The sequence below is a fragment of the Bacteroides cutis genome, assembly GCF_900241005.1.
GTDB lineage: Bacteria > Bacteroidota > Bacteroidia > Bacteroidales > Bacteroidaceae > Bacteroides > Bacteroides cutis.
This window is the reverse complement of sequence record NZ_OEST01000007.1, coordinates 108710-122743: the sequence shown is the minus strand read 5'-3', so window position 1 is coordinate 122743 and position 14034 is coordinate 108710. Positions and strand designations below refer to the sequence as shown.

General features: G+C 45.3%; 11 protein-coding genes. 6 read left to right on the top strand and 5 right to left on the bottom strand.

Features of this window, described 5'->3' with window-relative positions; genetic code table 11:
- Nucleotides 1–3: 3 nt before the first annotated feature.
- The 4 genes from C1A09_RS14160 to C1A09_RS14145 are packed head-to-tail and all read left to right on the top strand — an operon-like array spanning nucleotide 4 to nucleotide 3074.
- A complete protein-coding gene (locus C1A09_RS14160; protein ID WP_101545336.1) occupies nucleotides 4–324 on the top strand; it encodes a DUF8442 family protein in 321 nt (106 codons plus the stop codon).
- Entirely contained in the window at nucleotides 321–536 is a 216-nt protein-coding gene (locus tag C1A09_RS14155) for a sulfurtransferase TusA family protein (protein WP_101545333.1), read from the top strand. The genes C1A09_RS14160 and C1A09_RS14155 overlap by 4 nt, the downstream gene beginning before the upstream one ends.
- Before the next feature lie 47 nt (nucleotides 537–583).
- Nucleotides 584–2422 carry a YgiQ family radical SAM protein gene (locus C1A09_RS14150; protein WP_101545331.1) on the top strand — a complete coding sequence of 613 codons (1839 nt, stop codon included), beginning with the start codon at nucleotides 584–586 and terminating at the stop codon, nucleotides 2420–2422.
- A gap of 1 nt (nucleotide 2423) precedes the next feature.
- Complete coding sequence (locus C1A09_RS14145; protein WP_101545541.1) at nucleotides 2424–3074, top strand: hypothetical protein; 651 nt, start codon at nucleotides 2424–2426, stop codon at nucleotides 3072–3074.
- A gap of 112 nt (nucleotides 3075–3186) precedes the next feature.
- Here the strand turns inward: C1A09_RS14145 and phnW are convergent, their stop codons facing one another.
- Genes phnW through C1A09_RS14130 form a run of 3 tightly spaced genes read right to left on the bottom strand, consistent with a single transcriptional unit; the run spans nucleotide 3187 to nucleotide 6459 of the window.
- Complete coding sequence (phnW, locus tag C1A09_RS14140; RefSeq protein ID WP_101545329.1) at nucleotides 3187–4278, bottom strand: 2-aminoethylphosphonate--pyruvate transaminase; 1092 nt, start codon at nucleotides 4276–4278, stop codon at nucleotides 3187–3189.
- A gap of 37 nt (nucleotides 4279–4315) precedes the next feature.
- The gene (gene phnX / locus C1A09_RS14135; protein ID WP_101545538.1) at nucleotides 4316–5107 is read right to left on the bottom strand and encodes a phosphonoacetaldehyde hydrolase; all 792 of its coding nucleotides are present in this window, start codon (nucleotides 5105–5107) and stop codon (nucleotides 4316–4318) included.
- A gap of 44 nt (nucleotides 5108–5151) precedes the next feature.
- A complete protein-coding gene (locus tag C1A09_RS14130; protein ID WP_233519991.1) occupies nucleotides 5152–6459 on the bottom strand; it encodes a DUF5690 family protein in 1308 nt (435 codons plus the stop codon).
- A gap of 280 nt (nucleotides 6460–6739) precedes the next feature.
- Between C1A09_RS14130 and C1A09_RS14125 the strand changes: the two genes are divergently transcribed.
- Complete coding sequence (locus tag C1A09_RS14125; RefSeq protein WP_101545325.1) at nucleotides 6740–7636, top strand: hypothetical protein; 897 nt, start codon at nucleotides 6740–6742, stop codon at nucleotides 7634–7636.
- 151 nt (nucleotides 7637–7787) lie between these two features.
- On the opposite strand, the gene C1A09_RS14120 is transcribed toward C1A09_RS14125, so the two are convergent.
- Entirely contained in the window at nucleotides 7788–9269 is a 1482-nt protein-coding gene (locus C1A09_RS14120; RefSeq protein WP_145998993.1) for a hypothetical protein, read from the bottom strand.
- A 665-nt stretch (nucleotides 9270–9934) separates the two neighbouring features.
- On the opposite strand from C1A09_RS14120, the gene C1A09_RS14115 reads away from it, so the two are divergent.
- Entirely contained in the window at nucleotides 9935–10579 is a 645-nt protein-coding gene (locus C1A09_RS14115; protein WP_101545322.1) for an HU family DNA-binding protein, read from the top strand.
- Nucleotides 10580–10615: 36 nt separating this feature from the next.
- On the opposite strand, the gene mfd is transcribed toward C1A09_RS14115, so the two are convergent.
- On the bottom strand, nucleotides 10616–14005 hold the full coding sequence (mfd, locus tag C1A09_RS14110) for a transcription-repair coupling factor (RefSeq protein ID WP_101545320.1): 3390 nt from the start codon (nucleotides 14003–14005) through the stop codon (nucleotides 10616–10618).
- Nucleotides 14006–14034 lie beyond the last annotated feature (29 nt).

Below are 14034 nucleotides of genomic sequence, written 5' to 3'. Positions count from 1 at the left end.
ATCATGTACACTATACAAACCAACCCCAGCGGAACCCGTAGTTTAGAAATATCAGAAGAAAACCTTGCTACTATCGAGAAGTATGGACTTTTTCGCCACCTCATCGACAGTAACGGTATCGTAGATGAAACTGTGCTCGACAAACTGAAACTGAATATCCGCTCTCTCATTGCCACCCAAGAGGAAGACAGCAAGGATCTGCTCGACCTCTGTATTGACGTGGTCTATCATAACAACATGAAAGCGTTCGGATTGCAACAACTCATCAAGCTCTATCTGCAATGGCTTTCCCAACAAGAAACCATAGAAGAAGAAAATAAATGAAAACCATCAATACGTGTGGACAAAAGCATTACAGCCCTCTCATCCCTGCCGTCAAAGCTATATGTCAAGCCGGAAAGGGTGAGAAGCTGGAAATCATTATGGACAATGCAACCGCTTTCAATGACCTGAAAGAATATCTTGCCGAACAGCATATCGGTTTCCGTGAGATTTATGACGGCGAACAGATGACGGTACAGTTCACCATGATTTAATGATTGGCGATTAGTGATTTACTCATTAATTGCCTATCTTTGCAGCCATGAAAGAATATCGACTGACAGATTGGTTGCCTACAACCAAAAAAGAAGTAGAATTGCGTGGTTGGAATGAATTGGACGTTATCCTGTTTAGTGGTGACGCATATGTAGACCATCCATCTTTCGGCGCTGCTGTTATCGGACGTATCCTTGAAGCAGAAGGATTACGCGTTGCTATTGTCCCCCAACCCAACTGGCGCGATGATTTACGCGACTTCAAGAAGTTGGGACGTCCCCGCCTTTTTTTTGGTGTCAGTGCCGGTTGCATGGACAGTATGGTTAATAAATATACTGCCAACAAACGTCTGCGCAGTGATGATGCCTATACTCCGGATGCCCGCCCCGATATGAGACCTGAATATCCTTCCATTGTTTATACTCAAATCCTAAAGAAGCTTTACCCGGATGTACCCGTCATTTTAGGGGGTATAGAGGCGAGTATGCGACGATTGACGCATTATGATTATTGGCAAGACCGAGTACGTCCAAGTATTCTGGTTGACAGCAGAGCCGATTTGTTGATTTACGGTATGGGAGAAAAACCGGTTGTAGCGCTTGCAGAAGGATTGAAGTCTGCGGAAGTTCATATTCCCCCAAAAAGCTTTAAAGAGCTTGTTACCAATATTCCACAAATGGTTTATCTTGAAAAGGAAGTTGTTCCCCAAGAAGGAGATATTACACTTTTCTCTCATGAAGAATGTTTGAAAGACAAAAAAAAAGAAGCTGCAAACTTTCGTCATATCGAGGAAGAAAGCAATAAATATGCGGCATCACGTATTTTACAGAAAGTAGGTACACAGACCGTTGTGGTAAATCCACCGTATCCTCCACTGACGGAAGCGGAACTCGATCGCTCATTCGACTTGCCCTATACCCGCCTTCCCCATCCTAAATACAAAGGAAAGCGTATTCCGGCTTACGACATGATAAAATTCTCCGTCAATCTTCATCGAGGATGTTTCGGAGGATGTGCTTTCTGTACCATATCCGCGCATCAGGGCAAGTTTATTGTAAGCCGTAGCAAGGAGAGTGTGCTGAAAGAGGTGAAAGCTGTCATGGAACTACCCGACTTCAAAGGTTATCTGAGTGACTTGGGAGGTCCCTCAGCCAACATGTACCAGATGAAAGGAAAAGATGAAGCACTCTGCAAAAGATGCAAACGTCCGTCGTGCATCCATCCCAAAGTATGTCCCAACTTGAATACAGACCATCGTCCTCTGCTCGATATCTATCATGCCGTAGATGCATTGCCCGGTATCAAGAAATCATTTATCGGCAGTGGCGTACGCTATGACTTACTTTTACACCAATGTAAAGACCCCAAAGTAAATCAAAGTACCGCCGAATATACCCGTGAACTCATAACCCGCCACGTCAGTGGCCGCCTGAAAGTAGCTCCCGAACATACATCAGATCGAGTACTCAACCTCATGCGTAAACCTCCCTTCAGCCAATTCGGAGAGTTCAAGAAAATATTCGACCGTATCAATCGCGAAGAAGGCTTGCGACAGCAACTCATTCCCTACTTCATCAGCAGTCATCCCGGCTGCAAGGAAGAAGACATGGCAGAGCTTGCCGTCATCACCAAACGTTTGGATTTCCACTTGGAACAAGTACAAGACTTCACCCCTACTCCAATGACAGTTGCCACCGAAGCCTGGTATACCGGTTATCACCCCTACACGCTGGAACCTGTTTTCAGCGCCAAGACGCAACGGGAAAAGCTGGCGCAGCGCCAATTCTTTTTCTGGTACAAGCCGGAGGAACGAAAGAACATTATCAATGAACTGAGACGAATTGGCAGACAGGACCTGATCGACAAACTATATGGAAAACGATAACATGAAACGTCTCATCACTTTTTCTGTCTTCATCCTCACTTTCTGTGGAATGAACATACAAGCGCAAAGCGAATGTTTACCTCAAAAGTACAGCATCATCTTCGGTGGTGGATTGTCTCTACCATACGTAGAGGGAAACCGGAATGACTTTTTCAATAAAAACGGTAACCGGGTAGGTTATGACCTGATGACGGAAGGACGATATTACTTCCTCCCGAACTTTGCCGTGGGAGTTCAATATGATTATCTACGTATGGCATGCCTGCCGGACAAGGCACATCTACATTACATACGTCCCAATATCATCTTTCGCCATCTGTGGAGCAATGGTAATCAAGGGGCTTTCTTCTCGCTAGGTATTGGATACATGGACTATCAGGAAAGAACCTATACACGAGATCAACGGCGTGGACATCTTTTCCAAAAGGGATATTGCGGAATATCATTCGGCATGGGATATGAGTTTCATATCAAATATAACCTATCAGGCATGTTACGTTTCGATATGTTGACAGCCGATTGGTTTGCCAATCCGGATGCACGCCTGTTCAATCCCGACCCAAACGGATATGACGATGGGATCGATCATAGTTGGTTTAAAAACAACATCACATTCTTTAATCTGGGATTTGCTCTACAATTCGGACGATAATGGAATAATATTCCCCTTTTGCCAGAAGTTTATATAAATCCCGCATATCGGTTGTAGAGCGGACAAACCGATATGTGGGAAGTTCATTTTATCCATTTATGGAGTATGGCGATCATATTGTCATGATTTCCTTAATAACCTCCGTCAACTTCACAAAATCGGCAGGATAAACGTCACCTATATTTCCGATACGGAAAGTATCGGCTTGTGAAATTTTACCCGGATAGATAACAAATCCCCTGGCTTTCAATTTCAGATAAAACTCCTTGAAGTTGAAGCCGGAAGAAGGATAATAGAAAGAGGTGATAACAGGAGATTGCTGATCATCAGAGAGTAGGGTCTTGTAACCCAAAGCGCGCATACCTTTCACCAGTATGCGATGATTTTCGCAGTAGCGGGCGTAACGTGCTTTCACACCACCTTCGGCCTTCAGTTCACTCAACGCCTGCATAAAAGCCCGTACTACATGGGTAGGCGAAGTAAAACGCCATTTACCACATCCCTTTTCCATAACTTCCCATTGATCGTAGAGGTCAAGTGAAAGTGAGCGGGCTACACCTTTACATTGTTCCAACAACGAACGGCGCGCAATGATAAAGCCAAATCCTGGTACTCCCTGAATACACTTGTTGGCGCTACTAATCATAAAATCGATACCCGATCGGGCCATGTCTATAGGTACACCACCGAAACTACTCATGGCATCTACAATCAGTACCTTACCGTGAGATTTTACCACAGCGGCAATCTCCTCAAGAGGATTAAGTACACCAGTGGTTGTTTCACAATGTACCACAGAAACGTGAGTAACCTCGGGATGTTTTTTCAGATAAGTGTCAATCTTCATAGCATCCACCGGTTCGGTTTCCTCAAACTTCATCATGTGGCAATCGATGTGATAGTATTCGGAAATCACCCCCATACGCTTACCGTAAGCACCGTTGGTAGCTACAAGTAGTTTATCCGTAGAGCGTACAACAGAGCCAAGAGTAGCTTCCACACAAAAACTTCCGCTACCCTGCATCAATACAGCGGTATACTCTTCAGGGCAACTTGTGGCAATCTCCACCAATTCTTTACGGATTACTTCCACAATATCCAGATTATAGTCTTCATCCCAAGTACACCAGTCACTCATCATGGCTTGTTTTACAGTATCGGTGGTTGTCAAAGGGCCGGGAGTCAAAAGTAAATAAGGTCTCATATTGATAATATTTAGTGATTAATGTTAATGATGATTTTCACAATGCCATGCGCTCATTGATATCCTCAATCAGCATCGGGAGTTCGGCTATGGTATCCACCACATAGTCGGCACCGGCAGCATACATACGATCACGTACTTTTGCCATACGGCATTTCAGTTCGCCCATAGACAGGTTACGGGTTTCCTCTTCACTCAGTCCCAGTTCGTTACTCCCCATCACCACCCCCACACTCCATACACCGGCATTCACGCCTTCACGGATATCGGCAATAGTGTCTCCGTACTTCAATACGGAAAACCGGGAAGGCACATCAAGCAGGCACATGTTCTGATAAATCATATAAGGTTTGGGACGGCCACCGGGCAAATGATCCGATGTGACACATGTATCAGTCTTGTATCCTTTTTTCTCCGCTATGGGAATTACCACATCCATCATACTCTTGGTATATCCGGTGGTAGATCCTATCTTGATGCCTTTGGTGCGCAGACCGGCAATCACTTCCACCACACCCGGAATAGGATTGCTATAGCCTTCCAAAGTCGCGAACAACACATCTTGGAAACGTTTATAGCATTCCCGCACATCGTTTTCATCAGGGGTACGCCCGTATTTCCGATGGAACTCCTCTGCTACACGCTCAATGGCGAAAAGGGCCCGGATTTCCTCAATCTTAGTCAGTCCCATATGAGCACGTGTTTCGGCAGGAGTCACATTCACTCCCATCTGCTTGAAACTTTCCACGAAAGCCGCTACCGGTGCAAAACATCCATAATCGACGGCAGTACCTGCCCAGTCCATTATCACACATTCTATTTTCTTCATATTGCTATTGTTTATGTTACCCATTCTTGTAAAACTGAAATCTATCATATCGTAGGATTTAAAGTTAATAATTCGTTATAGTTATCCGTGCCGGATATTTTTTTCCGCGTATCGCCCATCCGTTTAGCCTGCACCACATAGATGGCAGATGCCACGAAAGCAATGCAACAGATCACACCCACAAAGACACTCATTTCGTTATAGAATACCGCCCAATCCACATCTGGAGCCTTCAACTCTTTGAAAAGCAGCAATGCCAATGTACCCACATAACCGATGAAGTCGATGGTGATGATGAAGAACCCCACATTCCCCTTCACCTTGAAACAAGCGATGAACCGTTCAAAGAAGATAGTCTGAAAACTGAGATATGCTATATCTATACAAAGCGTTTGCAGAAAGAGCCACAAGGTGGTGGAGATCTGTACTTGTCCGGTACCCAACAAAGCCAATATACCCGTACCTACTGTAGAAAGTCCCAGCAATAGACAGAGCACTTTCAGATGATTACCACAGAAAGCAAGCAACGCAAACGTACCCAGCAACACAAGAGTAGCGATAGCATCGAGCTTGGCAAAAAGCCAGGAAGAAATAGCACTCACATCAATGATACAGACAATAAAATCTTCTTTGATGTCGCGCTGGACAGTAAGCATCAGATTGGCGATAAAGAGTAAAAGTAACAACGGCATATATTGCCTGAACAGTTTCCACCGTTGCTGTCCATTGAGGGTAACCCGCTCGGAACGTGCAGCGATGTCAACAGCCGTAGGACGTGGGAACTTGGTCATCATCCACCCCATGAAGCAAAGCAAAGGGAAAGCCAAAGCACCGACCAAAGCAGGCATCCAAAACTCGCTTACATGAAGTTGGTTCAACGCATAGAGTCCCATACTCTTGGCTACACCCGAGCTGAGTGCCATGCTCACCCCCATGATACTTGCCAAAATATCGGTAGTGCGCCGCCCTTCAAGGAAACTGAATATCACACCCCACATACATCCTAAAGAAAGACCATTGAAAAAGAGCGCTATTATATTATAAGGTACAGGTAGTAATCCGAATGCCAGCAACGACGCTTCGGACAAGGCTGCCGAGCCAATGATGAACTTCAACCGGTTTTGCGGTTTCAACTCTGAGATGAACTTAATGCCGAACAACTTCGCACATACGTAACCGATGAGTTGGATGATACTTACTATAATTTTATAGTCCATACCGGCAATCTGCAATCCTTCAAATTCGGCAGCGGTAAATGGTTTACGTAAAGCATAAACCAACGAATAAGACAAAAGTGCTGTTCCCCCCATCCAAAGAATAAAAACCCATTCCGGTGTATGTTCTCCAGCCATTCTGCATTGCGCCACTGTTTTGCCCCCTATCTGTTTATTCGGTGATAAATTCATATTCTACTTCGTTTTTTTGACGGGACAAAAGTAAGGAGGCCTTATGAAGCAAAAAATGAATAAAACAGGAATAATAAATGCGAAATAATTCAGAAATATTCATGCAATTGTAATGTAACACGTCCCCTAAGGAGAAGAAAACACATTTTTTACAAAAAGTAAGATACAGAAATTTGGGTATCGGAAAAGAAAAGTAATTTTGCCATTCATTAATGGACATAGAAGCATGAACGAATTGAAAGAAATCTACGACCGTATTACCTTCTTACGCAAAAAGGGAGTAAAGATGAAAGAGATGGCCGAACAGACCCAACTCACTCCCAGTGTACTTTCCGCCATGTATTCCACTGTGTTCCCCACCTATTTCAAGAATGTGGAAAAAGGGATGGATGAAGATGATGCCTTGGACAATGCCCTGATATGGGTGAATAACCTGTCGAAAAAGAAGTTCCTGGGTTCTCTTCCACAAATGAAGCAGAAACTTTTCTCCATAGACCTGACGGTAAAAGAACAGCCGGACGGACGAAATCCTTTCCTTGATGAACTGGAGCAAAACTCCCGCCGAAGTGTGAACCACATCGCCAATTACAGCGGTATTTATACCAGCTATAGCCTATCTTCCAGTACCAATGACCTGAAGATAGAACCTTATCTCATTGCTCCCGCCGAAAACGGAAATTACATTGAGGTGGGACATACCAACGCCCATGGTACCACTCATTGGGGGTTCGGAATGATGAACGGCATGAGCCATCTTTACCTGGCTTTCAACGAAAGCCAATCGCCCCAACTCTCGATGTTCAACATCTGCCTAAAACTACCCTTGTTCGACCGTCCGCCCTTTTTGCGTGGCATCTATCAATGTTTCGACTACAATTTCAATCCCATAGCCCGCCGCATCCTTCTGGTAAAGCAAACCGACGATACCGATCACCAGAAATTCCTGCAACAACAAGGTGTATTGAAGCCATACGAGGAACTGGACGAAACCGAATTGCTCTATTACAACTACACTTGCCGCGAGGGTGACGTAATTCGTATGTGTAATATCCCTACCCCAAGAATGAACAGTGATGATCTGGCTCTGGAAAAGAAGATCCTGGAGCTGACCGGTTGTAAATAAATCAGACACAATCAAAACAACCCTCTCCCGCACCAATCCCTATAAATCAATTACCGGAAAAGGCAGGAAGAGGGTTCACTCATAAAAACCTGTTAAGGTGTATCTGCCTTGAAGCAAGTCTTCCAAGTACCTGCTTCAAGAATTCGTTACATTATTTCAAAACACGTACACTTTTCAACATGTCATCCGTAACAGAGCCATACTTGATGCCGGATACTTTGGTAGAAGCGACACCGGTTTCGACGTTACGAGTCACACCATAACTGCCGTACTTGAATTTATAGCGGGAAATGACAGCCGAATTATCCGTTCCTTCTTGGTCGTGATACCCCAGTGTTATGATACCATACCATGAAGAGAGGTTTAAACCGCCTATCTCATAGATAGATGTATACGAACTCTTGAACACATCCAGTCCTTGGTTTTGGCAAACCGTTGCCCACGCGATGTCCGGTTCATTCTCAAACTGGTCATATTCTTCCACAAAAACACCTCTGTAGGATCTGCAGAAAGAGTATCCTACATTACTGGCTGTATTACTGAACTTGCTTGAATATATCCGATAACTGAATGAGCTTTTCGTATTTCCGGCCTTTATTACAGTAGCCTTCGGAGGATAATTGTCACGTTTAGTATACAATTCCATAGAAGAAACTATTCCGGGAGCCAAGTAAGTGTATCCTCCCACATCAGTTCTATTTTCCGCAAAAGGTATAATATAGACACGATAGCCCTTTCCTGCATCCAGTCCGGTAACATAACCGATCTTTGTCTTTCCATCTTCTCCTATGACAGTACCATTTTTCATTGCTTCCTTTACCACCTGCAAGTCATTGGCCGGTTCCTGGCCCAATTCGTAACAAGACATTATGAACCCGTGTGCGGGAGCTACCTTAAGAGTCACCGAAACACCACTCTGTAACGTCAGGAAATCAACGATATCTACTTTAAAATCGCTACGGTTATACAACTCCTTGGTAGTGACGGTAAGGGTCTTTTTATCCAACTGTTTCCCTCTGTCATCAAAAGAAACTACTGTAAAGGTATACTTGGTCGCAGGTTTCAAATTAGTATAAGTCACATTCTGCGTGGTTGTTCCATATCCGTAATTACTGTTTTTATATTCTTCATAATCCTCAGGATCATAGCTCGTACCTTCGGATACACGTACATACCGCGCGTTTTCGGGTATCAGGATAGAAATCGTACCGTACAAATCTTCTACATCTTTAGACGTAACGTTCAATGAGGACGAAGAAGGAGCGTCTTCATCCGGTATCAGACTTACTTCCCACTCATTGTCGCCGGCTGTGACATTGCCTGTCTTCGTAAACGGCTTATATCCCTCCACATTGATATTAACGGTTACCATTCCGGAAACAAGGCCATCGTACTTATTGTTACACAAAGCAGCTCCGGAGTCGTCGGTAGTATCGGTACAAAGCAACTTGTTGTTCTGTACAAACTCCACATCCACTCCTTCCAGCAAATAATTGTCCGAAGCATCGCGCACATACACATAGAGTTCGGCAGGCTCACCGCCTACCACATCCTTTTCATCGTCATCCGAACTACATCCCACCGCCAACATACTTAAAAACATCAGCAGTCCTGTCATTTTCAAAAACCTCATAATAGTACATTTTTTCGTTAAGACTCTTTTTCGATAATCAAGACAAGCAGAGCCTATCGCTTGTATTTTGGGCATAAAAAAAGCATGGACCGAACTATATCCATGCTCTGAGGTATTTGGCCTAACCCACTAATACGAATAAGTCCTGCCCACGCTATAGCGTAGACATCTACAAACTTATTCTTGTATTAGTTCTTCCAACGGCCAAATTTTCAGAGCATTACAGAATAAATAGCAAATGCTAAGTCTTTCCACAAAAATGCGAAGCCTTGCCACCGCAATTACTTCACAATGCAAAGATATTATTATTTATCCAAAAACAACAAACCGATGACGATTTTCACACGACCTATTCCTTCCTCTATTATAGAAGGACATGACAGAGTTCGATGAAGAAACCACATCAATCCCTTAAGAAAACATACTCTTATCGGGGGGAAAGTTTGCCCACTCCAAAGAAAAGATGTATCTTAGCTGCCAAGATACAAATCTCTGCAGCCGGGATGGCCATCTCAGCAGCCAAGATATATATCTCGCGGCGTGAGATGAAGCTTTTCCTATACTTCAACCCTCTTCTTCAAGGAACAGAGACTACCTTGTGAACCGACTTATACCGTCCATCTGATAACATCAGTCTCGTTAGCGTTTTATATACAACAGACATCATGGCAGAATACCAAATGCAAGAGCTGACCCTCCCCGGAGAGGACGGCAAGAAAGTGCTTTATCCCCGCATGAAGATTTGGGGACAAGTAGACCTCGGCTATCTGGCCGAACATATCAACTACGCCAGTACCTTCACCCCCGGTGATATTATCGGGCTGGTGAAATCGCTGACACAGGCCATTGCCCGTGAGATGGGCGAAGGACACTCGGTGAAAATAGACGGACTGGGCGTATTTACCCCCTCATTGGGAATACGTGACGGATTTGAACGTGAAAGCGGCGAACCGGGCGGACAGAAACGAAATGCCATGAGTATCTACATGCAGAACATCAACTTCCGGGCGGACAAGGAGTTTATACAAGAAACGGGGATGCACTGCCGGCTGGACCGCTCAAAGTGGAAATTCCAGCGTTCATCTTCGCGCTATACGGCAGAACAACGTTTGAGGCTGGCACAAAATTATCTGCAAACAAACGTTCTACTGAAAGTAAATGACTATTGCAACATGACAGGACTGTTGCGCAACGCTGCCGCACTGGAACTGAAAAGATGGAGCGAAATGCCTGACAGCGGCATAGGATACACCGGCAGAGGTTCGCACAAAATCTATATACGGAAAGAGGTGCAACAGAAAATGCCCTGACAACAGCGAGAAAAATGCGGGAAAAAAGACTCCCCGCTATTCTTCTACCTGCATCGCCACCACCTCTTGCAACACGCTGACAGCTTCTTCCACAGTCTTTACGTCCTTTACCAACATACTCCGTTTGCCATTCTGCTCACGCAGGTCACAGCGACGGGTATATTTCATCATATAGGCGATGACTTTCCCAAATGCCTGACTCTGATAATATGGACTGTCCGGATTGGAAATAAAGAACAGGGACATACGTCCACCCTTCAGGAAGACTTTCTCCGCACCGATGCGCGCGGCAAGGCGGCGAAGCGGAACAATGCGCAGAAGTTCTTCGGTTTCGGAAGGAACGGGGCCAAAGCGATCTTCAAGACGAGCACGGAAGGCTTCTACATCTTTATCGAGCGTCATGCTATCCAATTCCCGATAGAGCAACATGCGTTCGCTGCTACCGGTGACGTAAGTGGCGGGAAGCAGGAGTTCGAGATCACTTTCCACCTGGCACTCGTCAACGAACTGTTCACCACTGATACCCCCCCCATCGGCTTTCAGCTCGTCGGCATACAAGTCGGCGAACTCATCGGTCTTCAATTCATGTACGGCTTCGGAGAGTATCTTTTGATAGGTTTCATAACCAAGGTCGGCAATGAAACCGCTTTGTTCCGCACCCAACATATTTCCCGCACCGCGGATGTCGAGGTCTTGCATAGCGATATGGATGCCACTACCTAAATCGGAAAAATTCTCGATGGCTTGCAGGCGGCGCTTGGCTTCCGGAGTAAGGGAAGACAGAGGAGGAGCCAACAGATAGCAAAAGGCTTTCTTGTTGCTTCGCCCCACACGGCCACGCATCTGGTGGAGGTCACTCAGTCCGAAGTTCTGGGCCTGGTTGATGACAATGGTATTGGCATTGGGGATATCAATACCACTTTCTATGATGGTGGTGGCAAGCAACACATCGTAATCATAATTGACGAAATCCAATATGATCTTCTCCAGTTCGGCAGGTTCCATCTGGCCATGACCGATGGCAACACGGCAGTCGGGAATATGACGCTGGATCATCATTTTGAGTTCCACAAGATTGGAAATACGATTATTCACGAAGAATACTTGTCCGTTGCGGCTCATTTCGAAGTTGATGGCATCGGCTATGATTTCTTCATTGAAAGTATGTACTTCCGTCTGAATGGGATAACGGTTGGGCGGCGGAGTTTGGATGACGCTCAAATCGCGGGCACCCATCAATGAGAATTGTAAAGTTCGGGGAATGGGCGTAGCAGTCATGGTGAGCGTATCTACATTGACCTTTAGCTGACGAAGTTTCTCTTTGACAGAAACTCCGAATTTCTGCTCCTCGTCAATAATCAGCAAGCCAAGATCTTTGAACTTCACATCTTTACCCAGGATACGATGAGTACCGATGAGGATATTCACTTCGCCGTCGGCAAGTCCCTTGATTACCGCTTTGGCTTGCGCGGCGGTGCGTGCACGGCTCAGATATTCCACCTTACAAGGCAAACCTTTCAGGCGTTCCTTGAAAGTCTGGAAATGCTGATAGGCAAGAACGGTAGTAGGCACCAAGACAGCTACCTGTTTGTTGTCGGCAACGGCTTTGAAAGCAGCCCGCACGGCAACTTCCGTTTTTCCGAAACCGACATCACCACACACCAGACGATCCATCGGACGGGCACTTTCCATATCAGCCTTTACCTCGGCAGTGGCTTTACTCTGGTCAGGAGTATCCTCATAAAGGAAAGAAGCTTCCAATTCATGTTGCAGGAAACTGTCGGGACTGTATTGAAAACCTTTCTCTTCACGGCGCTGTGAGTAAAGTTTGATGAGATCACGGGCAATGTCTTTTATCTTGGTCTTGGTACGGTCTTTCAACTTTTCCCAAGCCCCCGTACCCAATTTATTCAAGCGCGGAGCCTCCCCATCCTTCCCCTTATACTTGGACACTTTGTGCAGGGAATGAATAGAGACGAATACGACATCTTCATTCTGATAGACAAGCCTCATCACTTCTTGAGTGGTATCCCCATTGGGAATACGTACCAATCCGGTGAAGCGTCCCACACCGTGATCAGTATGGACAACATAATCGCCCGGAGTAAACTGGTTGAGCTCTTTCAGGGAAAGCGCCACCTTTCCGCTACGCGCTTTCTCACTCTTGAGGTTATACTTATGAAAACGGTCGAACAACTGGTGATCCGTAAAGATACAGAGACGCAATGTGTTATCGGCAAATCCCTCGTGCAAGGTACGTTCGACAGCGGTAAAAGCGATGTTATCGCCCCGATCCTCAAAGATGGCACGGATACGGTCGGTTTGCTTCACACTGTCGCTACATATATATAGGGTATAATTTTGTGCAAGGTATTCCTGAAAAGTTTCTGCCGCAAGGTCGAAGTTCTTATGGAAAATAGGTTGGACGGAAGTATCGAACGAAATAGTTGCATCAGGTGTTCCCGTAGGTTTTGTACCAAATTCCATCCGCCGGAAATCAAGCGCACGTAATGTAAACTCTCCTCCATCAATCAATTTGCCTTCTAAAGTGACGATTCCGTTTTCTTCCGATTCACGGGCAACAATGGCTTGAGGTGTAAGTGCTTCATCATGTACAGTCTGTATACGCTCGCGCAACCACAGGAAATCGCGCATGGAAAGTATGGTATCAGGTTGAAGAAAATCCAGAAACGACACCATACCACCACTACCGTTTTGCTCCAGACTACGGCTCAAATCGGGTACTATCACTATACTCTCTTTCTTCTCTTTGGAAAGCTGGGTATCGACTTCGAAGGTACGGATACTCTCTACTTCATCACCGAAAAAGTCGATTCGGAAAGGAGATTCGGAAGAAAAAGAAAAAACATCGATGATACTACCACGGACAGCATATTGTCCGGGTTCGTAGACATAATCTACATATTCAAAACCATAACTGCGTAATACTTCCGTGATGAAATTCATATCTACCTTTTCGCCCGTATGAAGTTTCAGGGTCTTATCGCCAAGTTCTTTGCGAGAAACCACTTTCTCTGCCAAAGCATCGGGATAGGTCACCACACAAAGTCCTTCTTCTCCCTTTTGTAAACGGCTCAGGACTTCAGTACGCAGAATTTCATTGGCGGCATCCTTCTGTCCGTATTTAATGGCACGCCGGAAAGAAGAGGGGAAAAACAATATTTTTTCCGTTCCCAATATCCGGGTCAAGTCATGATAGAAATAACCGGCTTCTTCCAAATCGCCCAAAATGAAAACGAACGGAACCTCGGCACGTTGCACCAACACGGATGAAAACAAGGAAGCAGCGGAAGCACACAGGCCACCACAGTACAAATGCCGGATAGAAGAGTCTTTAAACAACCGGCCCATACCCTCTACGTTGGGATGGGCGGCGTACAAGCGTTGTAGTTCGGTAATAGTCATCACGTTTGTTTTTATTTCACCACAAACTA